Here is a 23,428-nt window from a genome sequence, read left to right on the forward strand (position 1 = left end):
CCCCGCGGGGCGGCAGGGACCACCCGTCCGGCCGTGGGCCCCGGGGTCTGCGATCCTGGACCGATGAGCGAGCCGCACATCACCATCACCTACTGCACGCAGTGCAACTGGCTGCTGCGAGCGTCGTGGATGGCCTCGGAACTGCTGAACACCTTCGGCACCGAGATCGGCGCGGTGACCCTCGTCCCCGGCACGGGCGGGGTGTTCGCCATCGACGTCGACGGCACCCAGATCTGGGAACGCAAGCGCGACGGCGGCTTCCCCGGTGCTCCCGAACTCAAGCGTCGCGTGCGCGACACCGCCCTCCCGGACTGGAACCTCGGGCACTCCGACGTCTCGACCCCCGAGTGACAGAGCCGACCTTCTGCTCCCTGATCCGAAAGAACGACCCCATTGCTCCCTGAGGTGTGAGGAGCGATAGCGACGAGCCACGAAGGGCCTGGTGAGACACGTTGCGGAGCCCTTCGTGGCTCGCTTCGCTCGCACCTCAGGGAGCAGACGGGGTCGCGCTCAGGGAGCAGGGGGTAGCAGGCACTCCGACGTCACCGCGCCGGAGTGAGATGGCGGAGAGCTACAGGATCGGCGCCGGCGAGTAGCCCGCGGCGTCGGGGTACTGCCCGATGATCTTCTCCGCGGCCGCGATGACGTCGGCGACCTGCTGTTCGGCGGCACCGACGAAGGCCGTCTTGTCGGCCAGCAACGCGTCGAGCTGCGCGCGGTCGAGCGGGATGCGGTCGTCGGCGGCGAGCCGGTCGAGGAGGTCGGGTTCGCGTCCCTCCTCCCGCATGGCGAGCGCGACCGCGACCGCGGTCTCCTTGATCGCCTCGTGCGCGGTCTCCCGCCCGACGCCGGCGCGCACCGCGGCCATCAGGACCTTGGTGGTCGCGAGGAACGGCAGATAACGGTCGAGTTCGTTGGCGATCACGGCCGGGTAGGCGCCGAACTCGTCGAGCACCGTCAGGAAGGTCTCCATCAGTCCGTCGATCGCGAAGAACGCGTCGGGCAGGGCCACGCGACGGACGACCGAGCAGAAGACGTCGCCCTCGTTCCACTGCGCGCCCGCCAGTTCGGCGGCCATCGAGCCGTATCCGCGGAGTACGACCGCGAGCCCGTTGACGCGTTCGCAGCTGCGGGTGTTCATCTTGTGCGGCATCGCCGAGCTGCCGACCTGACCGGGCTGGAAGCCCTCGGTGACCAGCTCGTGGCCCGCCATCAGCCGGATGGTGTGGGCCAGCGACGACGGCGCGGCCGCCAGCTGCACGAGTGCCGACACCACGTCGTGGTCGAGCGACCGCGGATAGATCTGGCCGACCGAGGTGAACGAGCGGGCGAACCCGAGGTGATCGGCGACCCGGCCCTCGAGGTCGGCGAGCTTCACCGCGTCGCCGCCGAGCAGGTCGAGCATGTCCTGCGAGGTGCCCATCGGCCCCTTGATCCCGCGCAGCGGGTAGCGGTCGATGAGTTCGCGCAACCGGGTGAGCGCGATCATCAGCTCGTCGGCGGCCGAGGCGAACCGCTTGCCGAGCGTGGTGGCCTGGGCGGCGACGTTGTGACTGCGTCCGGCCATCACCGTCGACGAGTAGTCGGCGGCGCGTGCGACGATGCGCGCGAGCACTGCCACGCCGTGGGCGTGGACGTGTTCGAGCGAACGCAGGATCTGCAGCTGCTCGACGTTCTCGGTGAGGTCGCGGCTGGTCATGCCCTTGTGGATCTGCTCGTGGCCGGCCAGGGCGTTGAACTCCTCGATCCGGGCCTTCACATCGTGGCGGGTGACCCGTTCACGTTCGGCGATGGATGCGAGATCGACCTGGTCGACGACGCGCTCGTAGTCGGCGATGGCGTCGGCCGGTACGTCGATGCCGAGGTCGCGCTGCGCCTTGAGGACCGCGATCCACAGTCGCCGTTCGAGCTCGATCTTGGTGCTCGCCGACCACAGTTCGGCGAGATCGGCGGAGGCATAGCGGCTGGCCAGGACGTTGGCGATGACGGGCTTCGACACCCGGTCAGTGTAGGTCGCGGCCGTCGCGATCCTCAAAACCCGGAGAGGGCCGCGCACACACCGTCAGAACGCGATGCACGCCCCGTTGGACCCGTAACCCTGTCGCACGCGGACGAACGTCGGCGCCGACACCTTCCCGTTCTGCACGGCATACAGATACTTGTCACCGGTCCGGTGCGGCACCCAGGTGGTCGAGGCGAGCGCACCCTGCGGCAGGTCGCGTCCGACGAAGCGCGGCGGCAGACCCGCCTTGACCTCGAAGAACTCGACCCAGCCGGACGAGTTGACCGCCACGGTCAGCGGATAGGTGCAGCCGGTGCCGTAGACCGCCGAGGAGAACGGGACCGACGCATCGACCCGCCCGGCCGGCGCGGCCTGCGCTGTCGGGGCGACGAACGCCGTCGCTGCCATGACGGCCGCGCCGAGCGCGGCCCCGACTCCCACCATCCATCGTCTCGCTGACACGCGATCCCCTTCCCCGTCGGTGACCTGACGACCCATCGTGTCATCGCCGCGTCCACCGCGCGGTGAGTTCGCGAGGTTCGGCCCCGGACACTCCGTCCGGTCACTCCCGTGGGGCGAGGACGTCGACGACGTCGAGCAGGGCGTCGCGCACCGCGTCGACCGGTCGTACGGCCGTCTGGGACAACGCTCCCACGATCGCTCCGTCCTCGATACCGATCAGTTGCGCGATGTGCGCCGGATCGGCGACCCGGTGCGACTTCACCAAGACCTCGCAGTGATGGAACGCGAGCGATTGTCCCCGACTCGCGACGACCTCGCGCAGTAGCGGATACCGCGCCGCGAGCGCGATCATCTCGTACCGCGCGGACAGTTGCTGAAGGGTGGTGTCGGAACCGACGAAGACGTCGGCGAGGGCACCCGCCGTCGCCGTGCTGCCCCGGTGCCGGCGCGGAAGAGCGTTGCAGCGGGCGGCGACTGCGGTCTCGTCGTGCGCGCACAGATAGGCGGCGGCCTCGGCCATCAGGTCGTCGAGGGAACCGAAGTAATAGGTGGTCGACGCCAGCGGTAGTTGCGCGCGCTCGGCCACCGCGCGATGACGCACTGCATCGAAGCCTCCTTCGAGCAGCAACTCGCCGGCAGCCTCGATCAGTCGAGACCGCCGCCGCGCACCCTTCGGTGTCGCCGCCGAGGTCATCATGGGAGTCAATGCTGCCAAAGGGCCGGTACCGTCGTATCGCTTTCACCAAAGCGATACACGCCCAGGCGGATTCCCGTATAAGCCCGCTGACCTCGGCGGAATGCCCGACGGCGGTCGACCGTCAGTCGGACGTCGGACAGAGGGGTACGACGACCACACCCGCGGTTACCGTGACCTCATGCAGTTCGACGGCCTCCATGCTGTCGCCGATTACGCGGCGCTCTACACCTGTCTGCGGCAGGTCGCGTTCGCCGACTTCCTGCGCGAACGGCTCGGTAGCTTCGAGTCGCGCTGCGACCCGGCGGAGCGGTCCGTCGTCTTCACCTCGACGGCCTCGTCCGACCCGGGCGGGCAGCGCGACTGTGTCCGTTCACGTGCCACGCTGATCGCGGTCATCGAATCGGACGCGATCGTGTGGGGGTGGGCCCATCCCCGCGGCGAACCGGCGGGTCCAGCCGCCGCGCTGCGCGACGTCGGCGCCCGATTCGGCGTCGATGATTTCGCCGTTCCCCGGGTGTCGTTGCCGCCCAGCCTGTCTCGCGACCAGATCGCCGACTACCGGACAGAGGCGATCGACATCGTGGCCGCGGCCGCGGTCGAGAGCACCGGGATCAGTCCGTACTGGACGGCACAGCACGACGACGGGGATCTCGCGGTGTACCTCCTCGACGACGTCGCGCTGCCCGAACCGACCTTCGCCGACTTCGCCACCACGATGCCGACGGTGATGAGATCACTTGCGGTCAACGATCATCGGGTCGCGATCCACGGGATGGCCGCGCGACGCGGCTGGCACATCAGCTGGCGCACCGGCTCCGACGGCGGCCGGTCGCCGATCTGCGACGTCACCGACGGCGAGTCGGTGGCGCACGTCGAGTTCGACCGGCGCGCGCGGCCCGTCGACTTCAGCTGTGAACTCGTCGGGCAGGCCTGAGACACTCGCCGTTCGCCCCACGCCGGCGTGCGGAACCGTGCGACGATCGGGACATGTCCCCCGACAGTCACGAGGACCCAGACATCACCCATCTCCGGCAGGCGATCGACCTCGCCGCCCGGGCCCGGACGCGCGGCGACCACCCGTTCGGCTCACTACTGGTGGCGCCGGGCGGCAGCGTGGTCGCCGAAGCGATGAATTCCGTGGACACCTCGGGTGACCCGACCGGGCATGCCGAGACGAACGTCGTCCGCGCGGTCGGGCACCTCGATCTCGACACGCGCGCCGAGCTGACGCTGTACACCAGCACCGAGCCGTGCGCCATGTGCGCCGGCGCGATCTACTGGGCCGGGGTCGGGACGGTCGTCTACGCGCTCGGCGAGGACGACCTGCGGGAGATGACCGGCGACGATCCCGCCAATCCCACGCTGGCGATGCCGTGCCGACGGATCTTCGAGGCGGGCAGTCGGCCGATCGTGGTACGCGGTCCGTTCGCGATCGACGCCGCACACGAGGTCCACGACGGTTTCTGGCAGCACAGCTGAGAGGAATTCCTCACAACGGTGCGCGTCGGGAGCCATTCCGTTGCGGCGGGACGGGGGTCGGCCATTACCCTGTTGACTCGATGACCCGAGTGCCACCCCTCCCCAGCAATCCCGACGAACACGCCCGTGCGTTCGTCGGGCGTCGTGCTGTCCTGGCCGCCGGCCTCGGCGCCGCCGCCCTGGGGATCGCCGCGTGCTCGGGGTCGACCCCGCCGACGTCGGTGGAGCCCCGCAAGCTCGAGGGTCGGGCCGACGATGAACTACCGGTCGAGGCGTCGCCGCCACCGGTCACCGGCGGCCCACCGCTGATCACCGGCAGCTTCCGCTCGGCGCGCATGGCCGGGCGTGACACGCGCTGGGCCGTCGCCCGGCCCAACGGGGTGACGGGCACCCTGCCCGTCGTCGTCGTGCTGCACGCGCTCAACACCAACGAGAAGTCGATCTTCGGGCCGAAGCTCGAGATGCAGTCGGTGATGCAGCAGTACGTCGACGCCGGGAACGCGCCGTTCGCGCTGGCCGCCGCCGACATCGGGCGCAACTACTACCACCGACGCACCGACGGCGCCGACGGGGGCGCGATGATCCTCGACGAGTTCCTGCCGATGCTCGCGAGCAACCCCGACCTGGACCTGTCCACCGAACGCATCGGCCTGTTCGGATGGTCGATGGGCGGGTACGGCGCGTTGCGCCTGGCGGCCATGCTGGGTTCGCCGCGTGTCGCCTCGGTCGCGGTCAGCTCCCCCGCGATGTGGGCCGACCCGCGCAACTTCCCGCCGCGCGCCTTCGACGGCCTCGCCGACTACCAGGCGAACTCGCTGTTCGGGGCCCAGCCGAAGTTCGCGAAGATCCCGCTGCTGATCAACATCGGCTCGAGCGACCAGTTCTACACCTACACGCGGCAGTGGGCCGCCGGACTCCGCCCGCCGGCGGCGTTCGGGACCGCGGCGGGTGGTCACACCAACCGCTACTGGCGCAGCGTCCTGCCCGAGCAGGTCGAGTTCCTCGGACGGAACCTGGCGGTCTGAGTCGCCCGTCGTTCCCTATTTCGTTCTCGCTCAACCGATTTCGGTGAGCGGGAACGGGAACGAGGGAGCGAGACTCAGATGCTGATCCGGCCCTCGAGGGCGTTGCGGCCGATGTCGCGGCGGAAGTGCGAACCGGGGAGCTTGATGTTCGCGATCCGCGCGTAGGCCTGCTCGCGAGCTTCGGCGAGATCGGCGCCGGTGCCCACCACCGCGAGCACCCGCCCACCCGAGGAGACGACGGCGCCGTCGGCGTTCCGCGCGGTGCCGGCGTGCAGCACCCCGTCGGTGTCGGCACCGGTGATGAGGTCGCCGGTGCGCGGCTTGCCGGGGTAGTTCTCCGCGGCGACCACGACGGTGACCGCGGCCCCGTCGCGCCACTGCAGCGGCGGGAGGTCGGCGAGGGTGCCGGTGGCGGTCGCGTGCAGCGCCTGCCCGAGCGGCGATTCGAGCAGGGCCAGCACCGCCTGGGTCTCCGGATCGCCGAAACGACAGTTGAATTCGACGACGGCGGGCCCGTCCGACCCGATCGCCAGACCGGCGTACAGCAGGCCGGAGAACGGGATGCCTCGTCGAACCATCTCGGCGGCAACGGGTTTGACGACCTCGTCGACGATGCGCGTGGTCATCTCGGCGGGCAGCCAGGGCAACGGCGTGTAGGCACCCATCCCGCCGGTGTTCGGTCCGGCGTCGCCGTCCCCGACGCGCTTGTGGTCCTGCGCGGGCAGCAGGGGCACCACGGTCTCGCCGTCGACGAGGCAGAACAACGACACCTCCGGCCCGTCGAGGAAGCTCTCCAGCAGGACGGGGTGGCCGCTCTCGAGACACTCGGCCGCGTGATCGCGGGCGACGTCACGGTCCGCGGTGACGACGACGCCCTTGCCCGCGGCCAGACCGTCGTCCTTGACCACCCAGGTCGGGCCGAACCGGTCGAGCGCGGCGTCGAGCCGGGCGGGATTGTCGACGATCTCGGCATGGGCGGTCGTGACCCCCGCGGCCTTCATGACGTCCTTCGCGAACGCCTTCGACCCCTCGATCTGCGCGGCCTCGGCACTCGGACCGAAAGTCGCGACGCCGGCCGCGCGCAGGGCGTCGGCGACCCCGAGGACCAGGGGCACCTCGGGACCGATGACCACGAGGTCGGCGCCGATCTCGCGTGCCAGCGCCACGACCGCGTCGCCGGAGACGGCGTCGACGGGATGGTTCGTCGCGATCGACGAGGTGCCGGCGTTGCCCGGGGCGACGTGCAGGTCGGTGACCGCCGGATCGTTCGCCAGACCGATGAGGAGGGCATGTTCGCGGCCGCCCGAGCCGATCACGAGTACGCGCACGTCCATGACTCTAAACGCCGGTACCCGTGACCGCCCAAACGGTGTCGGCGCCGGTCAGCTCGTGGGCTGGGTGAGGTCGTACAGGGTCACGCCGTCGACGGTTACGGCGGTGAAGTTCTCCTGCACCCAGGTGCTGATCTGCGACGACGGTTGCGACGAGTTGCCGCCCATGCCGCCCCCCATACCGGGACCGGAACCGCCACCGATGAAGTAGTGGATCTTCTTCGCGGCCACGAGCTGCTGGAATTCGGCCAGGGTCGGCGACGGATCGCTGCCGTTGAATCCGCCGATCGGCATCACCGAGTGTCCGGTCTCGAGCTGGTAGCCCGACGCCGACATCGAGCCCACGGCAGCTGCGACCCACGTGTACTCGTCGGCGTCGGCGGTGAGCCTGTCCACGAGCGCCGCCGACGGCGTCGAACCGCGGAGCAGTCCTCCAGCGCCGTCGCCACCGCGACCGCCCCCATCCTGTTGACCCATACCGGGCATCCCCTGCCCGGGTGCTCCCAATCCCTGCCGTGGCATGCCGGGCATGCCCCGTCCGCCGGGTCCACCCGGGCCACCTCGTCCACCCGGTCCACCGCCACCGGGACCGAATTCGCCCTCGACGCGCGGTCCGGCGGTGATGATGGATCCGCTCTTCTCGGTCGCGATCGTGTCGACGGTGTAGGCGACCGGCCCGGCCAGGCCCGCCATGATGGCCCCGATGAGCGCTGCGGCCGCGACGGTCCGACGCTGGGTGAAGACCATGGCCACCGCGGCGAGCAGCCCCACGACGAGGACCGCGTATCGCAGCCACGGCACGAAGTCGGGTGTGCGATCGAGCAGAACGAAGCCCCAGATCGCGGCGGCCGCGACGGAGATCCCGAGCGCGATCCGCACCCACAGCCGGTCCCGGTGCGACCAGCACACCGCCGCGCCGCCGGTGACGACCGCGGCGACCGCGGGAGCCAGTGCCGCCGTGTAGTACTGATGGAAGATCCCGGCCATGAAGCTGAAGACACCCATCGTGACCAGCAGCCACAGCGCCCAGACGACCAGATACGCACGACGCGGGTCGGTTCGTCGGGCCCTGCCGATCAGTACGAGTGCCACGGCGGCGAGGATCAGGCCGGTCGGGATGAGCCAGGCGATCTGACCGCCCTGCGCGGGTTCGAACATCCGCAGCCAGCCGGTCTCGCCCCACGCGCCGCCCCCGCCGCCGGGGCCACCCGGTCCACCGCCCATGCCCTCCATCGCGTTTCCCCCACCACCGGGGACGACGGCGCCGGTCTCGTTGCCGTTGAGCCGGCCCAGGCCGTTGTAGCCGAGGGTCAACTCGAGGATCGAGTTGTTCTGCGAGCCACCGATGTACGGACGCGACGACGCGGGCCACAGCTCGACGGCGAGAATCCACCAGCCGGCGCTGACGATCATCGCGCCGAGCGCGGCGAACAGTTGTCCGATCCGGCGCAACCAACCGCGCGGCCCGAAGGCGAGGTAGGTGACCGCCAGCGGCGGCACGATCAGCATGACCTGGAGTTGCTTGGTGAGGAATCCGAATCCGACGAACACGCCGGTCAGAACCAGCCATCGCCACCGTCCGTCCTCGAGTCCCTTCATCATCGACCAGACCGCGGCGATCATCAGCAGGATGAGCAGCGCCTCGGGGTTGTCGAAGCGGAACATCATCGCCGCGACCGGTGTCACCGCGAGGGTCACCCCCGCGACGATGCCGGCCCAGTGGCCGAAGTACTTCCGGGTGATGAGGTAGAGCAGCGCCACCGAGGCGACGCCCATCAGCGCCTCGGGCACCAGGATCGACCACGGGTTGACCCCGAAGATCCGGGCGCTGAGCCCCGGAATCCACAGCGAGGCAGGCGGTTTGTCGACCGTGATGGAGTTCGCCATGTCCGACGACCCGAAGAACCACGCCTTCCACGACTGGGAACCGGCCTGGATCGCAGCCGAGTAGAAGGAGTTGGCCCACCCGTTGATAGACAGGTTCCACAGGTAGGCCACCGTGGTGCCGACCAGTAGCGCCGCCAGCGAGAGACGTTCCCAGATGGCACTTTTCGCCGGGGAGCGCGTCACTCCTGACGAGTCCGCGGGCGCAACGGAGCCCGCCGGGGAGACGAGGGTGGTACTCATGCGGCAACCTCCGTGTGGTGAGCGGGTGCCTTGCGGAACACCCAGCGGAGACCGACGAACCGGGTGAGCGTCGCCACCAGGTTCGCGATCACCAGGATCATCAGTTCGATGTGTTTCGTCGCGTCGGGGGCGACGGTGTGGAGAACGAACAGCGCACCCGAGGTGACGACCCAGCCGAAGAGGAAGACGCCGAGGCCGAAGAGCTGGTGGCGCAGGGCGTTGTCGCGTCCGCGGATGCCGAAGCTGAAGCGCCGGTTGGCGGCGGTGTTGAGGACCGCGGTGATCGCGAGCGCGACCACGTTGGAGACCTGGGCGCCCAGGAACGAGTGCAGCGCCAGGAACAGGACCGCGTAGGCGAGCGTCGAGGCCACGCCCACCACGCAGAAGCGGGCGAGCTGACCGACCATGCCCGCCGGCACGCCGTCGAGCTGCGGTCCCGCGGCCCGGTCGCGGCCGATGGAGGCGCGCAGCTGGGCGATCGGCAACCGGCCCATGGCGAGTGCGAGGCCCACGCGCGCACAGCCTTTCAGATCCGCGATCGCGGTCGGCACGATGTCGACGGTGCTGTCGGGGTCGTCGACCCAGTCCACCGGCACCTCGGCGATGCGCAGACCGATCTGTTCGGCGAGGACCAGGAGCTCGGTGTCGAAGAACCAGCCGGTGTCGGCGACGAACGGCAGCAGTTCGCGGGCGATGTCGGTGCGCATGGCCTTGAATCCGCACTGCGCATCGGAGAACCGGGCGCCCATCGCAGTACGCAGCATCAGGTTGTACGAGCGGGAGATGAACTCGCGCTTGGGTCCTCGGACCACGCGTGCGGAGCGGTTGAGGCGCGTCCCGATCGCGATGTCGGAGTGCCGCGACACCAGCGGGGCGATGAGCGGCATCAGGGCGTTGAGGTCGGTCGAGAGGTCGACGTCGCAGTACGCGACGATCTCGGCGTCACTGTGCTGCCACACCGCGCTCAGCGCGCGTCCGCGGCCCTTCTGCTCGAGATGGACGACCCGAACGCCCTCGAGTTCACCGGCCAGTGCGACGGCGATCTCGAGGGTCTCGTCGGTGCTGGCATTGTCGGCGACGGTGATCCGCGACGCGTACGGCACATGCGCGCGCAGGTGGTCGGCCAGGCGTCGCACCGACGAGGCGATGTCGTCCTGTTCGTTGTAGACGGGGACCACGATGTCGAGTACTGGATTCGGCGTAGAGGTGTCGGCGACGCTGTACATCTGCGCCGGGGCGCCCGGCGGTGCTTCTGGGATCATGCGGACAACTCTCGATTCCCAGCCTCGCGTCACCCTGCATGTGAACTGCCAGGTTCCTGTGAACGCTTCGCCGGGTACACGCCGCGGTGTGGACGGACCGCGTCGGCGTGTCCGAGGGCGCCACTACATTGGGGCGCATGGCCGCAACCCTCGCCCCGGACCAGCTGACCGCCGCCAACCGTGTCATCACCAGCCTGGCCGGTGAGGGCGCCGCGCTGCGCGACGACCAGCTCCGGGCCGTGACCGCACTGGCCGGCCGGCCCGCCGATCCCACCGAGCGCGGCGCCCGCGTGCTGGTCGTCCAGGCGACCGGGTGGGGCAAGTCGGCGGTCTACTGGTCGGCGACCGCGATCATCCGGGCGGGTGGCGGGGGGCCGACGCTCATCGTGTCACCGCTGCTGTCGCTCATGCGCGACCAGGTCGCCGCCGCCGCTCGCGGTGGGTTGTCGGCGGCGACGCTCAACTCGTCCAATGTCGACGAGTGGTCGATGATCGAGGCACAGCTGCGCGCCGGCGACCTCGACGTGCTGCTCGTGTCACCGGAACGGCTCGCCAATCCGGGCTTCGGTCGCCGGGTTCTCGACGCCTTGGCCGGCAACCTCGGCCTGCTCGTCATCGACGAAGCACATGCGGTGTCCGACTGGGGTCACGACTTCCGCCCGGACTACCGCCGCGTCGCCGACGTGCTGCGTACCGTCAACCCGACGACGCCGGTCCTGGCCACCACCGCCACCGCCAATGCCCGCGTCACCGACGACGTCGCCGCTCAGCTCGATGCCGGCTCCGGTGGTGAGCCGACACTCGTCCTCCGCGGACCGCTGGCGCGGAAGTCCCTGCATCTCAATGTCCTCGACGGCCTCTCCCCGGTCCAGCGGTACGGGTGGGTCGCGCAGTCGCTGCCTTCGCTGCCGGGGTCAGGCATCGTCTACGTGCTGACCGTCGCCGACGCCGACCGCCTGGTCGAGGCGATCCGGGCCGTCCATGGCGACGCCGTCGCGGTGGCGGCCTACACCGGCCAGCTCGACGCCGACCGCCGCCATGAACTCGAGGACGCGTTGCTGCGCAACGAGGTCAAGGCGCTGGTCGCGACGTCGGCGCTCGGAATGGGTTACGACAAGCCAGATCTCGGCTTCGTGGTGCATGTCGGGTCGCCGCCGTCGCCGGTGTCCTACTACCAGCAGGTCGGCCGTGCCGGACGCGCCCTCGACGACGCCGTCGTGATGCTCTTGGCGTCGCAGACCGACGACCGGATCTGGGACCATTTCGCGACCGCGACGATCCCCGACCCGGACAAGATGCGCGATCTGCTCGCCGCCCTGGAATCCGCGGCGGAGCCGCAGTCGGTGGTGCAGCTCGAGGCCGCCACCCGCTTCCGGCGCACGCGTATCGAGTTGATGCTCAAGCAACTGGCGGTCGACGGCGTCACCGACCGGACCGCCGACGGGTGGGTCGTCACCGGCAAGCCCTGGACCTACGACGCCGAGCACTACGACGGCATCCTCGCCGTGCGCCGTCGGGAGGCCGACATCATGCGCGCCTACATCGCGGGCCGCACGTGCCTCATGCGGTTGCTGACCGAATCCCTCGACGACCCGCAGGCCGCGGACTGCGGACGCTGCTCGGTCTGCCGGGGCGCCCTCAGCGAAGGACTCCCCGATTCGGTCGACGCCGAGATCGTCCGCACCGTGACCTCGACGCTGCGTCGCAAGGCCCAGACCCTGGACCCCCGCAAGATGTGGCCCGGTGGCGAATTCGGGCGTCGCGGAAGAATTTCCGCCGATCTCCTGGCCGAGCCGGGTCGCGTCCTGGCCCATGCCGACGCCCCGGAGTGGGTCGAGGTGCTGGCCGCGGCCCGCAACGGCGACGAGCGCGCACTCGCCGAGTTGGGCGACGCCGCGGTTGCGACGCTGGCCGCGTGGGTACGCGACACAGGCATCCGGGCCGACGTCATCGTGTCGCTCCGTCTGACCGGCACCGACCTCGCCGAGACCCTGGCCGACCACCTGCGGAAGGTCGGAAAACGCGAGGGCGGCAGTTTTCCCGTGCGCATGGGCGATCCGCCCGCCGACGCGACCGGCGCGGTCGAGGCCGCCTACTGGCGGGACCACCTCGGCGACCCGCCCGACGTCGCGGGCCGCGCCGTGCTGCTCGTGGTCGACGCCAACGGCTCGGGCTGGCCGATCACCCTGGCCGCCGCCGCCCTCCGCGAAGCCGGCGCCACCGCGGTGCTACCGCTGCTGATCCACCGGACGGTGTGAGCCCTCCGCAAACCCACCCCTTTTCGGCAAACCCAGCACCCTGAGACGGGGTGGGTTCGCCGAAAAGTGGTGGGTTTGCCGGACGGTCGGGTCAGTCGGCGACGTACTCGCCGTAACCGAGCGAGCGCAGGCTCGCGCGGATCTTCTCGGCCGCGGCGTCGAGGTCCTCGGGGCGGGCGTTCTTGTTCGCGTTCGCGAGGTCGAAGGTCTCGAGCGTCAGCGCCGGGAACACGTGGACATGCACGTGCGGGACTTCGAGGCCGGCGATGAGCAGGCCCATCCGCGGCGCGTCGAAGGCGTCCTTCACCGCGCGACCCACGTTCTGCGCGACGGCGCTGAGGTGCGCGAACGCGGCGGTGTCCATCTGCTCCCAGTGGTCGACCTCGGCGCGGGGAACCACCAGGACGTGACCGGGCGTGACCGGTTCGATCGTGAGGAACGCGACCGCCTCGCCGTCCTTCCAGACGAATCGACCGGGGAGATCGCCATTAATGATCATGCTGAAGACCGATGCCATGGGCCGAGTCTAGGTGGTGCGGGCGTCGCCACGGTGACGCTGCGGTCGACGGCGAGTGTTGTCCCGGGATGTCGGGGGTCCATGACATTCTTTTCGGTGTGAGTGGGCCAGAATCATCCCGGGCAGGACGCACCTCCCGAGCCGTCGTCGGATCCAGCGACGTCCTGGCCCGCGCCCAACGGTTCCCCCGCCTCCGGTACATGGGGTCGAAGTACCGGCTGCTGCCCCACCTCGAACGCACCTTCGCCGAGATCGGCGGGTCCACCGCGGTCGACGCGTTCTCCGGTTCCGGAGTCGTGTCCTATCTGCTGAAGGCGCAGGGCTTCGAGGTCGTCAGCAACGACTTCCTCAACTTCCCGCACATCATCACCCGCGCGTCGGTGGCCAATTCGAGTGTCCGGCTCGAGCCGGAACTGATCGAGGCCATCTGCGGTCCGCCCGCCGACGATCGCGACTACATCTCGCGGACCTTCGACGGGCTGTACTTCACCACCGAGGACCGTGCGTTCCTGGACTCCGCGTGGTCGCACATCGACGCACTGCGCGGTTACCGACGCGATCTCGCGATCGCCGCCCTCGTTCTCTCGGCCGCCCGCAAACAGCCCCGTGGCGTGTTCACCTTCACCGACTCGACGCGTTACGCCGACGGTCGTCGCGACCTGACGATGTCGCTGCGCGACCACTTCCGTCTGCGGGCGGCCGCGGACTACAACGCCACCGTGTTCAGCAACGGACGCAACAGCCGGAGCGTGCAGGGCGACATCTTCGACCTCGAATTACCCTGGGCAGCACCGGACCTCGTGTACCTCGACCCCCCGTATGCCCCGCCGACCGACGACAACGACTACATCAAGCGCTACCACTTCCTCGAAGGCCTGTCGGCCTACTGGCGCGGGATGAGCATCATGGAGAACACCAAGACCAAGAAGCTGCCGAAACGCTTCACGCCGTTCGCCTACAAGCGGACGATCGAGGACGCGCTGCTGCGTACGTTCGAGCATTTCGAGGACGCCGGCGCCATCGTGCTGTCGTACTCGTCGAATGCGTTGCCGGGCAAAGATCGCATCGTCGACCTGCTCGGGAAGGTCAAGCCGTCGGTGGAGGTCATCGCGATCGACCACAAGTACAGCTTCGGCACCCACGCGGCCGCGACCCGCCGCGACGTGAGCGAGTACCTGTTCATCGGCCGGGACTGAGCGGACGACTCTCCACGATGAGCACCGCGGGCGACTTCGACGACTATCTGCAATCGTTGGGACGGTTGACGTCTCACGTCGACCCGACCGCGTCGACGCCGGAGGCCGAGCGGATCACCCAGGCCACGGCGCGTCTCGGTGAACTGCTCGACACCGACATCGCGGGACTGGCGGCGTGGGTGCGCGACAACCCCACCGATGTCCCCGTACTGGGGCTCGCCGTCGGGCTGTCCCAGGAGAAGCTGAAGAACGCCCTGCGCGACCGGTTCGACACCAGCGGCTGGCATGCATTGGCGCGCGCACAACCGGTCGAGCTGGTGACCTGGCTCGACACCGAGTTCGACCTGGTCCGCATGCTGCGCACCCAGCTGTCCCGCACGTTCACCTTCGCCGACATTCTCGTGGCCCGCGCCGGCACCCGCGCCACCGCCACCCGCGCGGGCGCATCAGGCCGGCGTATCGAGGACGAGATCGAGGACATCGCCCGCGACATCGGGCTCGACTACGTCACCCGCTCGCGGTTCGCGGGACGCAACGGCCGGACCGCGCCCGCCGACCTCATCGTCGGCGATCCGGCGTCGGCCGACATCGTGGTGGCGGCCAAGGGCTTCGACTCGACGGGTTCCAAACTCACCGACGCGGTCCGTGAGATCGAGGAGATGGCCGAGGTGCGGCTGCCGACCCAGCTCGTCCTCGCGGTGATCGACGGGATCGGTTGGAAGTCACGGCAATCCGACCTACGCCGCATCCACCAGCTGTGGGCCAACCGGCAGATCGACGGGATGTACACGCTCGTCGGACTCGACCGGTTCCGCGACGACGTCACCGAGTTCGCCACGTTGCGCCGGTTGATCTAATCGGCCTCCGCGAGCGGTAGGCGCACCCAGAACGTGGCTCCCACACCGGGGCTCGTGTCCACGCCGACGCGGCCGCCGTGCGCGGCGACCAGTGCCGCGACGATCGAGAGGCCGAGGCCGCTACCGCCGCCGGAGCCGCGATGTCGGGACGAGTCGCCGCGGTAGAAGCGCTCGAAGACGTGCTCGGCATCCTCCGCCGAGATGCCCGGACCCGTGTCGGCGACGGTCAGCACCGCTTCGCCTGCACCGTCGTCGACGGCCACCCCGACCGTGATCGAGGCGTCCGGCGGGGTGTGGTTGACGGCGTTGCCGATGAGGTTGCGCAGCACCTGCACGAGGCGCGGCCCGTCGCCGAGGACGACCGGCGGACGGTCGCCCGGGACGACGTCGAGCCGGATCTCGCGCTCGGGGGCGGCGACACGGGCGCTCTGCACGGTATCGGCGGCCAGGCCGAGGAGATCGACGGGCGCCGAGTCGAGCGGCCGCTGCGCGTCGAGGCGCGCGAGCATCAGCAGGTCCTCCACCAGCAGGTTCATCCGGCCGGCCTCGTCGTCGATGCGCCGCATCGCGTCGGTGACATCGGGAAGATCGGGGACGTCGGAGACGCCGCTGCGCGAATAGAGTTCGGCGAAGCCCTTGATGGACGTGAGCGGGGTCCGCAGTTCGTGGCTGGCGTCGGCGACGAAACGGCGCATCCGCTCCTCGGAGGCGCGGGCCTGCTGTTCGGACGCGGCGGTCGAGGCGAACGCATGCTGGATCTGGCCGAGCATCCGGTTCAGCGAATCCGACAGACTGCCGACCTCGGTGTTCGGCGGTGCCGGCGGGACGCGCCGTGTCAGATTGCCCTCCGCGATCTCGTGCGCGGTCTCCTCGACCCGGCGAAGCGGGCGCAGGCTCGTGCGGACCAGCACGTAGCTCAGCACCCCGATGAGCAGGAGGACCAGCGCACCGATCGCGAGCTGCAGCCAGATCAACCTGCTGACCGTGTCGTCGATGTCGGACATCGGGGTGGCCACGATGGATCTGCCGAAGCTGTTGCTGTGCTTGATGACCCGCCACTGCGGCCCGTCCCCGTCGACCGACGGGACGGTGACGGGTCCGGCGTTGTCACCGGTCAGTCCACTCAGGTCGGGTGCGTCGTCGAACTGGTTGTAGACGTTGTCGGCCGACATCCCGCCGGGCCCGTAGACGACCGACTCGACGTAATAGGGCGACGGCGGCCGACGCGGCCCGGGCGGGCCGGGGCCGTCGCCGAGGAGACCACGGGGTTCGGCCCACGTGCGCACCGAGTTCTCCAGCCCCTCGTCGGCACGGGAGATGAGGTCCTGCCGCATCGACGAGGTCACCGCGACACCGGAGGCGAGGAGTCCGATGGCGACGAGCAGCACCGTCAGCGCCACCAGCGAGACCCGCAGTGGGACACCGCGCTTCCGCGTGCCACGGCCGGTACTCGTCACCGCCGCATCAGTCACGGGGCTCACGCATCACGTAGCCGACGCCGCGGAGGGTGTGGATGAGTCGCTTGTCCCCGGTGTCGAGCTTGCGCCGAAGGTACGACACATAGGATTCGACGACGTTCACCTCGCCGCCGAAGTCGTAGTTCCAGACATGGTCGAGGATGCGCGGCTTCGACAACACGGTGCCCGCGTTCACCATGAAATAGCGCAACAGCGTGAACTCCGTCGGCGAGAGGGCCACCAGCTCGCCCGCCTTGAACACCTCGTGGGTCTCGTCGTCGAGTTCGATGTCGGCGAAGGTGATCTTCGACGACGCGCGCTTCTGGTCGTCGAAACCGCTGCGGCGCAGCAACACCTGTAACCGGGCGACGACCTCTTCGAGACTGAACGGTTTGGTGACGTAGTCGTCCCCGCCGATGGTGAGGCCGTTGATCTTGTCCTCCACCGTGTCGCGCGCCGACAGGAACAGGGCCGGCGCCTCGACCCCGTCGGCACGCAGCCGGCGCAGCAGTCCGAACCCGTCCATCCCCGGCATCATGACGTCGAGGACAAGGACGTCGGGTTTGGCGATGCGGCATCGGTCGAGGGCCGCCGGACCGTCGGCGGCGGTCTCGACCTCGTAGCCCTGGAACTTCAGCGACACCGACAGCAATTGACGGATGTTCTCCTCGTCGTCGACCACGAGGACCTTCGCGCCGCGCGTGCTGTTCTGTTTCGCCACTTCACTCACACGACCAGAGTCCCAGCCGGCCCTGGAACCTCACTGTAGGCACGCTGGGAGATTCCTGTGAACGCTGACCAGCGGGTTCTGCGCGGCCGGGGGTCACGCGTCGGGGTCACCGTACGCGGCGGCCATCTCCTCCGAACCGCGCCAGCGCGAGTAGGTCGGGCTCTGCGGCCAGCCGTCCGGGGAATCCTGCCACTCCTCCTGGCGTCCGTAGGGCAGGACGTCGAGTAGTCCGAAGGTGAATCCGAGTTGTTCGGTACCACGACCGGTCGAGTGCCAGGTGCGATACACGGTGTCACCGTCTCGGAGGAAGACGTTGAGGGCGAAGCCTTCGCCCGGGGCGGCGTCGACGTCGGCGGAGAAGGTCGTACCCGCCGACGAGTACCAGTCCATGCGGTTTCCGACGCGCCGCTTGTAGGCGAGGATCTCGTCCATCGGCCCGTGCGTGATGATGACGAACCGCGCGTCGTAGTCGGCGAGGTAGTCGAGCCGAGAGAACTGGGTGGTGAACCCGGTACAACCCGGGCACTGGAACCGGGCGCCGTCGGTCCACATGTGGTTGTAGACGATCAGCTGTGACCGTCCGTCGAAGACGTCGACGAGTCGAATCGGCCCGTCGGGCCCGGTGAGGACGTAATCGTCCATCTCGACCATCGGGAGTCGACGACGCTGTGCCGCCACCGCGTCGAGTTCGCGGGTGGCCGCCTTCTCGCGGCGGCGTAGGTCGGCCAGCGCCGCCGCCCAGGTCTCGCGGTCGGCTACGGGTGGGAGTGCCGCGGTCATGACGAAGCCTTTCGCTCGGTGGTGAGAACAGTCCACCGGGTCTGACCCGCGCCCGTGGCGGAATTCATCGGAAAGGGGGCACAGCTCTACGAAGGGGAAAGGGCGTACGTGCTCTGGAGTCGGCGCACGTGTTCGCGGACCTCGTACAGTTCCCGGCGCGCTGCTCGCTGCGCCTTCTCGCCACCGACACCGGCCTGCAGCCGGTCCACGAGCGAGTCCGCGACGCGTTCCAGCTCTTCGACCAGCACCCGCGCCTGCGCCTGCGCGGCCGGGTCGATGGGTCGCCGTGACGGAACCATGGGTGTCATCGTAGGTTCTCCGATCGTCAACCGCCCACGATCATCAGCGGTGCGTACGGGCCGGTCGAGATTGAGTCTCGATGGCGGCGAGATGAACTGTCAGTGAATCCATCCGTCGTGACAGTCGACGTTGTCGCATTCGCACTAAATTGTGTGCATGGATGCTAATGACGAGCGGCGTCAGATCAGCGAAGTGCAGGACCGGCTGATCGGCCTCTACTCGCACCGACGACCAGAAGACGTCGCCGCCGCGGTCGAGCAGGCCTACGAGCACTTCAGCGGGACCGAAGTCCGCGACTTCGTGCCGCTGCTGGTGGAACGTCGCGCCAACAAAGCACTGGGCGACACCGACGTGATGGCCGACCCGACCACTGTCCCGCCGCACGTCGGGGAGTGAGCCGGGCCGGGGTCGCGTCCGTGGGAGGTCCCGGTGGTCAGCAGCACCCGGTGGTCGCATTGAGTACCTGGCGCAGCGCTTCCAGAGACTCTGGCCTCGAGCGGTAATAGACATTCATCCCGCGACGTTCGGGGGAGACCATCCCGGCCTTGCGTAGTTGACCCAGGTGATGGCTCGTCGTTGCTTCGGTGAGCCCGACCGCGGTCGCGAGGTCGCAGGTGCAGATCCCGTCACCGCCGTCGGAGAGAAGGATCGAGACCAGCCTGATCCGCACCGGATCGGCAAGAGCCTTGAGCCGCAACGCGATCTCGAGAGCCGTGGCGTCGTCGAGTGGTGCCGCTGATACAGGCGCACAGCAGATCGGTGCGCTGATGTCGACCATCGGCAAAGTCTTGGGCATGGTCCGACCCTACCCCCACTATTGACATATGTCGAAAAGGTGGCATTCTGCAAAAACGTCATTATTCGACATATGTCTCACAGGTGAAGGTGGTTCCCCTCATGTCCCGCATGCAACTCGCACTCAATGTCGATGACCTCGATACCGCGATCGAGTTCTACTCCAAGCTGTTCGACACCCCGCCGGCCAAGCGAAAGCCCGGATACGCGAACTTTGCGATCGTCGAACCCCCGCTGAAATTGGTGCTCCTCGAGAATCCGGGTCAGGGAGGCACGATCAACCATCTCGGGGTGGAGGTCGAATCGAGCGAGACGGTGCATGCCGAGATTGCCCGACTGTCCGGCGAGGGCCTGTTCACACAGCAGGAGATCAACTCCACCTGTTGTTTCGCAACGCAAGACAAGGTGTGGGTCACCGGTCCGAGCGACGAAAAGTGGGAGATCTACACCGTGCTCGCGGATTCCGACACCTTCGGAACCAGCCCGAAGCTGTTGGCCGAGAGCGGTGTCGACGAATCCACCGAGGGGTCGGTGTGCTGCGGCGGTAGCGCCACCGACCCCGCCGACGCTCGCACAGCCTGCTGCTGACCGAGCGTCGTCGTACTTGTCGGTGGGTGGTCGTACGGTGATGTCATGCAGTTCGGGGGCGATGACACAGGCGCTTCGGGTATCGAGCCCGGAGACGAAATGTCGCTGTCTGCAGCGCTTTCCGTTACCGAGTTGTCCGCCGGTGAACTCGTGGACGTCATCACCCACTGCGCGTCGATCACCTACGCCGTACCGAACACCGCACCCGCCACATTCCGGCAAACCCACCTCTTTTCCGTGAATCCACCTGGTCCGAGCGTGGTGGGAATCTGGAAAAGGGGTGGGCTTGCGGGCACCCCGCCAACCCCGCACCGTTCTGAACGCTCACCCCTCCAAGCGGTCGGCGAGGTCGCGGATACGAGTTGTGATGTCGTCGCGGATCAACCGCATCCGTTCGAGGCCGTCGATGCCTCGATCGGAGGGTTCGTCGGTGTTCCACACCTCGACACGGACCCCGTCGGGCGGGGTGACCTCGGCAGTGCCGACGACCACGACCAGGTCCGCGGCTCGCATCATCTCGTCCGTGAGCTGTCGTGGCCGGTGTCCGCCGGCGTCGGCTCCGACCTCGGCGAGCACCTGCGCGGACAGTTCGTTGACCTGCCCACCGATCTTCGCACTGGTTCCGGCGGACGACGCCGCGATCCGGTCGGTGACCGTTGACGAGAGACATTCGGCCATCACGGATTTGCCACGGTTGCTGACGCACACGAACAGCACATTGAGGGGGTCAGACATGGCGCGCGGGCTCCCCAGTCGAGTCGGGTGTTGCCGAGAACCGTTTCCGCAGTGCCAGGGACACGTACACGAGGGCAACGAGGACCGGCACTTCGATGAGCGGTCCGATGACCCCGGCGAGCGCTTGGCCGGAGGTCGCACCGTAGGTGGCGATCGCGACGGCGATGGCGAGTTCGAAGTTGTTGCCGGCGGCGGTGAACGCGAGCGTGGTGGTGCGCGCATACCCCAGACCCATCGCGGCGCCGAGCACGAACCCACCGCCCCACATCACCGCGAAGTAGATCAGCAGCGGCAGAGCGATACGCGCGACGTCCCAGGGCTGCGACGTGATCTGCTCACCTTGCAATGCGAACAGGATGACGATGGTGAACAACAAACCGTAGAGGGCCCACGGCCCGAGACGCGGCAGGAACGCGGACTCGTACCACTCGCGGCCCTTGGCGCGCTCTCCGATACGACGGGTGAGGTATCCGGCCACCAGCGGGATGCCGAGGAAGATCAGCACCGACTTCGCGATCTGCCACGGCGAGGCGTCGATGGTCGTCTGTTCGAGGCCGAGCCAGCCGGGCAACACGGAGAGGTAGAACCAGCCCAGCACGGCGAACATGATCACCTGGAATACCGAGTTCAGCGCGACCAGGACGGCAGCGGCTTCGCGGTCGCCGCATGCCAGGTCGTTCCAGATGATGACCATCGCGATGCAGCGGGCGAGCCCGACGATGATCAGTCCGGTCCGGTACTCCGGCAGGTCCGGCAGCAAGAGCCAGGCCAGCGCGAACATCAACGCCGGGCCGATGATCCAGTTCAATGCCAGCGACCCGAGCAGCAGGCGACGGTCGGCGGTGACCGAGTCGAGCCGGTCATAGCGCACCTTGGCCAGCACCGGATACATCATGATCAGCAACCCGAGTGCGATCGGCAGCGAGATGCCGTCGAGCTCGACGGCCGCCAGCGCGTTGCCCACTCCGGGAACACTGCGGCCCAGCAGCAGACCCACCACCATCGCGGCGCCGATCCACACCGGCAGGAACCGGTCGAGCATCGACAGCCTGCCCGCGACGGCGGTTTCCGTGACGTTCATCGTCCGGCCTCACACGAACGTGCTTCCCCCAGAACTGTGGCGAGACAGCCGAGCAGCCCCGACAGTTCTTGTAGCGCACCAGTGTTCACACGGTAGTACACCCAGGTCGCGCGTCGCTCGCTCGTCACCAGATCGGCTTCGCGAAGCACTCTCAGATGGTGCGAGATCGTCGGCTGCGAGAGGTCGAACGGTCCGGAGATGTCGCACACGCACGCCTCACCTCCCGGATGCGCGGCGATCTCGGACAACAACCGCAACCGGACCGGGTCCGCGAGTGCCTTCAACGCCGGAGCGACGGTCTCCGCCTCGTCGGTCGTCATGCCGCGGGAGACCGTCGCCAGCAGGTTCTGGTTCGACATTCATCAATATTGACAGATGCCGAACCAAGCGAAAGCGTCGACCTACAACCCTTTCGCATACGGCGCGGTGTAGCCGGTCTTCAGCGGTTCGTCCCCCAGCCACGCCGCGAGCTCCTCGGCCCGGGCATCGAGAGCCCGACGCGCTTCCCTTGACAACGGTTCGAGCGGGACGACGTCGATCGTCGAGTCGGCGCGGCGATACCAGCCACCGACGATGCGACCATCCCACCAGGCGGTCTGGCCACCGTTGCCCGCGGAGTCGAAGACCTGCGGCGCGTGGCCGCCGAGATAGAAGCCGCGCTCCTTGTAGCCCATGGTGGTCGGGTCGAGTTCCGGCAGGAGCACGGCCTGCGGTTCGACCGGCTCGTCCCCCATGCCGTCGGCTCCGGTGCCCTCGGGTAGATCGTCGGGCAGGACGTGGCCGACTCCGCCACCCTCCAGGTCGACCTGGACGGTCTCGAGTTCGGCCAGCGCCGCGCGCACCGCGGTCTTGGTCGACCCCAGCCACCACACCAGGTCCGTCTCGGTGCCGGGTCCGTAGGTCCGCAGCCAGCGTCCGATCAGCGCGCAGTGCCCGTCGTGGACGCTCATCGACGGCAGGTCCTCGCCGAGCCAGAGCGGCATGGACGTCCACGCCGGCCGCGACAGATGCCAGCGCAGCCGGTTGGGTCCGCGGACGATCGCCCCCTCGGCGTCGAGCATGTTGAGCACGCGCGGCACCATCGGGGCGCGGCCCGCCCACGTGGTGCCCACGCCGTGGCTGATGTAACCGTCGAGTGCGGGCAGACGCTCGCGGAGTTCGGTGGAGGTCAGCGACTCACCACCGGCGAGTTCGGCCAGGACCGCCTGCCGGGCGGTCTCGATCCAGCCCTCCGGGTCGTCGAAGTCGGGACTGCGCCGGAGGTCGCGCAACATGTTGGTACGTTCCGACGCCGAGATCCGCGGCCCGAGGGCTCCGACGGACTCGGCCAGGATGTCCCGCGGGAAGACGAACAACGTGCGACGCATCGCGAGGTGCTTGACGAGCGACCGGTCGTCGTAGAGGGCGGCGTCGACCGACTCGCGCGAGAGCTCCGGATCGACCCGGGCCCATGCGGCCAGGTGGACGGTCGACGGTGTGGTGGCGTGCAGACCGACCATCGTGGCAGCGGCTTCTACGGAGTCGGCGGCTCGAGACGAGACATCGAGGTGTTGCCGGCGCATGAGGCGAGTGCGGCGTTGCGAGTCGGAGATCAACAGGCGGCTCATCGCACGGGTACCCGGGGTGGTCGCATGGACAGATCGTAGTGATCGACGCCGACAGCACGGGTGACCCGGCAGGCGAGGAGGGGACGCGGGTGCCGGAGACCGCCGACCCCCGTCGACCCGGTGTCCGGCACCCGCGCGGTCG

The 23,428-nt window shown here is 68.7% G+C and carries 25 protein-coding genes; 9 read left to right on the forward strand and 16 right to left on the reverse strand.

The annotated features are described in order from the left end of the window. The first annotated feature begins 63 nt into the window (after positions 1-63). Positions 64-351 (forward strand): SelT/SelW/SelH family protein, encoded by a 288-nt coding sequence (locus Q9R39_RS15465; RefSeq protein ID WP_247451303.1) that lies wholly within the window; start codon positions 64-66, stop codon positions 349-351. A 220-nt stretch (positions 352-571) separates the two neighbouring features. Here the strand turns inward: Q9R39_RS15465 and purB are convergent, their stop codons facing one another. The 3 genes from purB to Q9R39_RS15480 form a co-directional block, all read right to left on the reverse strand. Beyond that, positions 572-1,999 carry an adenylosuccinate lyase gene (gene purB / locus Q9R39_RS15470; protein WP_311277736.1) on the reverse strand — a complete coding sequence of 476 codons (1,428 nt, stop codon included), beginning with the start codon at positions 1,997-1,999 and terminating at the stop codon, positions 572-574. A 63-nt stretch (positions 2,000-2,062) separates the two neighbouring features. After that, positions 2,063-2,464, reverse strand: a complete 402-nt coding sequence (locus Q9R39_RS15475; protein ID WP_058251411.1) for a hypothetical protein — start codon at positions 2,462-2,464, stop codon at positions 2,063-2,065. 100 nt (positions 2,465-2,564) lie between these two features. Beyond that, positions 2,565-3,158: a TetR/AcrR family transcriptional regulator gene (locus tag Q9R39_RS15480; protein WP_175404307.1), complete on the reverse strand. Its 594-nt coding sequence runs from the start codon at positions 3,156-3,158 to the stop codon at positions 2,565-2,567. 181 nt (positions 3,159-3,339) lie between these two features. Here Q9R39_RS15480 and Q9R39_RS15485 point away from each other — a divergent pair, with 181 nt between their 5' ends. From Q9R39_RS15485 to Q9R39_RS15495, 3 genes are all read left to right on the forward strand, one after another. Then, positions 3,340-4,095, forward strand: coding sequence for a DUF6882 domain-containing protein (locus tag Q9R39_RS15485; RefSeq protein WP_311277737.1), 756 nt, complete (start codon positions 3,340-3,342; stop codon positions 4,093-4,095). 53 nt (positions 4,096-4,148) lie between these two features. After that, a complete protein-coding gene (locus tag Q9R39_RS15490; RefSeq protein WP_311277738.1) occupies positions 4,149-4,640 on the forward strand; it encodes a nucleoside deaminase in 492 nt (163 codons plus the stop codon). A gap of 80 nt (positions 4,641-4,720) precedes the next feature. Further along, the gene (locus tag Q9R39_RS15495) at positions 4,721-5,665 is read left to right on the forward strand and encodes an alpha/beta hydrolase-fold protein (RefSeq protein ID WP_311277739.1); all 945 of its coding nucleotides are present in this window, start codon (positions 4,721-4,723) and stop codon (positions 5,663-5,665) included. A gap of 74 nt (positions 5,666-5,739) precedes the next feature. Here the strand turns inward: Q9R39_RS15495 and purD are convergent, their stop codons facing one another. The 3 genes from purD to Q9R39_RS15510 are packed head-to-tail and all read right to left on the reverse strand — an operon-like array spanning position 5,740 to position 10,385. Beyond that, positions 5,740-6,993: a phosphoribosylamine--glycine ligase gene (purD, locus tag Q9R39_RS15500; protein ID WP_207624921.1), complete on the reverse strand. Its 1,254-nt coding sequence runs from the start codon at positions 6,991-6,993 to the stop codon at positions 5,740-5,742. Between the two features lie 54 nt (positions 6,994-7,047). Further along, positions 7,048-9,123, reverse strand: a complete 2,076-nt coding sequence (locus tag Q9R39_RS15505; RefSeq protein ID WP_165630590.1) for a glycosyltransferase family 39 protein — start codon at positions 9,121-9,123, stop codon at positions 7,048-7,050. Next, positions 9,120-10,385, reverse strand: a complete 1,266-nt coding sequence (locus Q9R39_RS15510) for a bifunctional glycosyltransferase family 2/GtrA family protein (protein WP_165630591.1) — start codon at positions 10,383-10,385, stop codon at positions 9,120-9,122. Before Q9R39_RS15510 ends, Q9R39_RS15505 begins: the two co-directional genes overlap by 4 nt. 137 nt (positions 10,386-10,522) lie before the next feature. Here Q9R39_RS15510 and Q9R39_RS15515 point away from each other — a divergent pair, with 137 nt between their 5' ends. Further along, positions 10,523-12,643 carry a RecQ family ATP-dependent DNA helicase gene (locus Q9R39_RS15515; RefSeq protein ID WP_165630592.1) on the forward strand — a complete coding sequence of 707 codons (2,121 nt, stop codon included), beginning with the start codon at positions 10,523-10,525 and terminating at the stop codon, positions 12,641-12,643. 91 nt (positions 12,644-12,734) lie between these two features. On the opposite strand, the gene Q9R39_RS15520 is transcribed toward Q9R39_RS15515, so the two are convergent. Beyond that, complete coding sequence (locus Q9R39_RS15520; protein WP_277244257.1) at positions 12,735-13,160, reverse strand: HIT family protein; 426 nt, start codon at positions 13,158-13,160, stop codon at positions 12,735-12,737. A 200-nt stretch (positions 13,161-13,360) separates the two neighbouring features. Between Q9R39_RS15520 and Q9R39_RS15525 the strand changes: the two genes are divergently transcribed. After that, on the forward strand, positions 13,361-14,356 hold the full coding sequence (locus Q9R39_RS15525) for a DNA adenine methylase (protein WP_211539139.1): 996 nt from the start codon (positions 13,361-13,363) through the stop codon (positions 14,354-14,356). Between the two features lie 17 nt (positions 14,357-14,373). Then, on the forward strand, positions 14,374-15,213 hold the full coding sequence (locus Q9R39_RS15530; protein ID WP_165630595.1) for a hypothetical protein: 840 nt from the start codon (positions 14,374-14,376) through the stop codon (positions 15,211-15,213). Here the strand turns inward: Q9R39_RS15530 and Q9R39_RS15535 are convergent. The 4 genes from Q9R39_RS15535 to Q9R39_RS15550 form a co-directional block, all read right to left on the reverse strand. After that, on the reverse strand, positions 15,210-16,685 hold the full coding sequence (locus Q9R39_RS15535; protein ID WP_311277764.1) for a HAMP domain-containing sensor histidine kinase: 1,476 nt from the start codon (positions 16,683-16,685) through the stop codon (positions 15,210-15,212). The two genes, Q9R39_RS15530 and Q9R39_RS15535, sit on opposite strands and share 4 nt — an antisense overlap. Continuing rightward, a complete protein-coding gene (locus tag Q9R39_RS15540) occupies positions 16,678-17,400 on the reverse strand; it encodes a response regulator transcription factor (RefSeq protein ID WP_165630597.1) in 723 nt (240 codons plus the stop codon). The genes Q9R39_RS15535 and Q9R39_RS15540 overlap by 8 nt, the downstream gene beginning before the upstream one ends. Before the next feature lie 93 nt (positions 17,401-17,493). Continuing rightward, the gene (locus Q9R39_RS15545) at positions 17,494-18,180 is read right to left on the reverse strand and encodes a DUF899 family protein (protein ID WP_311277740.1); all 687 of its coding nucleotides are present in this window, start codon (positions 18,178-18,180) and stop codon (positions 17,494-17,496) included. 86 nt (positions 18,181-18,266) lie between these two features. Next, on the reverse strand, positions 18,267-18,479 hold the full coding sequence (locus tag Q9R39_RS15550; protein ID WP_137810474.1) for a hypothetical protein: 213 nt from the start codon (positions 18,477-18,479) through the stop codon (positions 18,267-18,269). A 157-nt stretch (positions 18,480-18,636) separates the two neighbouring features. Between Q9R39_RS15550 and Q9R39_RS15555 the strand changes: the two genes are divergently transcribed. Next, complete coding sequence (locus Q9R39_RS15555; protein WP_311277741.1) at positions 18,637-18,876, forward strand: three-helix bundle dimerization domain-containing protein; 240 nt, start codon at positions 18,637-18,639, stop codon at positions 18,874-18,876. A gap of 37 nt (positions 18,877-18,913) precedes the next feature. Here Q9R39_RS15555 and Q9R39_RS15560 read toward each other — a convergent pair whose 3' ends face one another. Continuing rightward, positions 18,914-19,276: an Rv2640c family ArsR-like transcriptional regulator gene (locus Q9R39_RS15560; protein WP_137810475.1), complete on the reverse strand. Its 363-nt coding sequence runs from the start codon at positions 19,274-19,276 to the stop codon at positions 18,914-18,916. A gap of 101 nt (positions 19,277-19,377) precedes the next feature. Between Q9R39_RS15560 and Q9R39_RS15565 the strand changes: the two genes are divergently transcribed. Then, positions 19,378-19,863 (forward strand): ArsI/CadI family heavy metal resistance metalloenzyme, encoded by a 486-nt coding sequence (locus Q9R39_RS15565; protein ID WP_311277742.1) that lies wholly within the window; start codon positions 19,378-19,380, stop codon positions 19,861-19,863. Between the two features lie 324 nt (positions 19,864-20,187). Here the strand turns inward: Q9R39_RS15565 and Q9R39_RS15570 are convergent, their stop codons facing one another. The 4 genes from Q9R39_RS15570 to Q9R39_RS15585 are packed head-to-tail and all read right to left on the reverse strand — an operon-like array spanning position 20,188 to position 23,286. Beyond that, positions 20,188-20,598 (reverse strand): low molecular weight phosphatase family protein, encoded by a 411-nt coding sequence (locus Q9R39_RS15570; protein ID WP_311277743.1) that lies wholly within the window; start codon positions 20,596-20,598, stop codon positions 20,188-20,190. Beyond that, positions 20,591-21,679, reverse strand: a complete 1,089-nt coding sequence (arsB, locus tag Q9R39_RS15575) for an ACR3 family arsenite efflux transporter (RefSeq protein ID WP_311277744.1) — start codon at positions 21,677-21,679, stop codon at positions 20,591-20,593. The genes Q9R39_RS15570 and arsB overlap by 8 nt, the downstream gene beginning before the upstream one ends. Beyond that, entirely contained in the window at positions 21,676-22,038 is a 363-nt protein-coding gene (locus Q9R39_RS15580; RefSeq protein ID WP_065631509.1) for a helix-turn-helix transcriptional regulator, read from the reverse strand. The genes arsB and Q9R39_RS15580 overlap by 4 nt, the downstream gene beginning before the upstream one ends. Positions 22,039-22,080: 42 nt before the next feature. Then, positions 22,081-23,286, reverse strand: coding sequence for a winged helix DNA-binding domain-containing protein (locus tag Q9R39_RS15585; protein WP_311277745.1), 1,206 nt, complete (start codon positions 23,284-23,286; stop codon positions 22,081-22,083). Between the last annotated feature and the right edge of the window lie 142 nt (positions 23,287-23,428).

This window comes from Gordonia sp. AC31, from assembly GCF_031844505.1.
GTDB lineage: Bacteria > Actinomycetota > Actinomycetes > Mycobacteriales > Mycobacteriaceae > Gordonia > Gordonia hongkongensis.

What these genes read in the sequence shown, in the direction of transcription:
- Q9R39_RS15525 (WP_211539139.1), top strand. Translation starts at nt 13,361, where the DNA reads ATGGGGTCGAAGTACCGGCTGCTGCCCCACCTCGAACGCACCTTCGCC.
- Q9R39_RS15545 (WP_311277740.1), bottom strand. Translation starts at nt 18,180, where the DNA reads ATGACCGCGGCACTCCCACCCGTAGCCGACCGCGAGACCTGGGCGGCG.
- Q9R39_RS15580 (WP_065631509.1), bottom strand. Translation starts at nt 22,038, where the DNA reads ATGTCGAACCAGAACCTGCTGGCGACGGTCTCCCGCGGCATGACGACC.
- Q9R39_RS15485 (WP_311277737.1), top strand. Translation starts at nt 3,340, where the DNA reads ATGCAGTTCGACGGCCTCCATGCTGTCGCCGATTACGCGGCGCTCTAC.
- Q9R39_RS15585 (WP_311277745.1), bottom strand. Translation starts at nt 23,286, where the DNA reads ATGAGCCGCCTGTTGATCTCCGACTCGCAACGCCGCACTCGCCTCATG.
- Q9R39_RS15495 (WP_311277739.1), top strand. Translation starts at nt 4,721, where the DNA reads ATGACCCGAGTGCCACCCCTCCCCAGCAATCCCGACGAACACGCCCGT.
- Q9R39_RS15530 (WP_165630595.1), top strand. Translation starts at nt 14,374, where the DNA reads ATGAGCACCGCGGGCGACTTCGACGACTATCTGCAATCGTTGGGACGG.
- Q9R39_RS15465 (WP_247451303.1), top strand. Translation starts at nt 64, where the DNA reads ATGAGCGAGCCGCACATCACCATCACCTACTGCACGCAGTGCAACTGG.
- Q9R39_RS15515 (WP_165630592.1), top strand. Translation starts at nt 10,523, where the DNA reads ATGGCCGCAACCCTCGCCCCGGACCAGCTGACCGCCGCCAACCGTGTC.
- Q9R39_RS15560 (WP_137810475.1), bottom strand. Translation starts at nt 19,276, where the DNA reads ATGCCCAAGACTTTGCCGATGGTCGACATCAGCGCACCGATCTGCTGT.
- arsB (WP_311277744.1), bottom strand. Translation starts at nt 21,679, where the DNA reads ATGAACGTCACGGAAACCGCCGTCGCGGGCAGGCTGTCGATGCTCGAC.
- Q9R39_RS15550 (WP_137810474.1), bottom strand. Translation starts at nt 18,479, where the DNA reads ATGGTTCCGTCACGGCGACCCATCGACCCGGCCGCGCAGGCGCAGGCG.
- Q9R39_RS15505 (WP_165630590.1), bottom strand. Translation starts at nt 9,123, where the DNA reads ATGAGTACCACCCTCGTCTCCCCGGCGGGCTCCGTTGCGCCCGCGGAC.
- Q9R39_RS15480 (WP_175404307.1), bottom strand. Translation starts at nt 3,158, where the DNA reads ATGACCTCGGCGGCGACACCGAAGGGTGCGCGGCGGCGGTCTCGACTG.
- Q9R39_RS15565 (WP_311277742.1), top strand. Translation starts at nt 19,378, where the DNA reads ATGTCCCGCATGCAACTCGCACTCAATGTCGATGACCTCGATACCGCG.
- Q9R39_RS15570 (WP_311277743.1), bottom strand. Translation starts at nt 20,598, where the DNA reads ATGTCTGACCCCCTCAATGTGCTGTTCGTGTGCGTCAGCAACCGTGGC.
- Q9R39_RS15510 (WP_165630591.1), bottom strand. Translation starts at nt 10,385, where the DNA reads ATGATCCCAGAAGCACCGCCGGGCGCCCCGGCGCAGATGTACAGCGTC.
- Q9R39_RS15555 (WP_311277741.1), top strand. Translation starts at nt 18,637, where the DNA reads ATGGATGCTAATGACGAGCGGCGTCAGATCAGCGAAGTGCAGGACCGG.
- Q9R39_RS15490 (WP_311277738.1), top strand. Translation starts at nt 4,149, where the DNA reads ATGTCCCCCGACAGTCACGAGGACCCAGACATCACCCATCTCCGGCAG.
- Q9R39_RS15520 (WP_277244257.1), bottom strand. Translation starts at nt 13,160, where the DNA reads ATGGCATCGGTCTTCAGCATGATCATTAATGGCGATCTCCCCGGTCGA.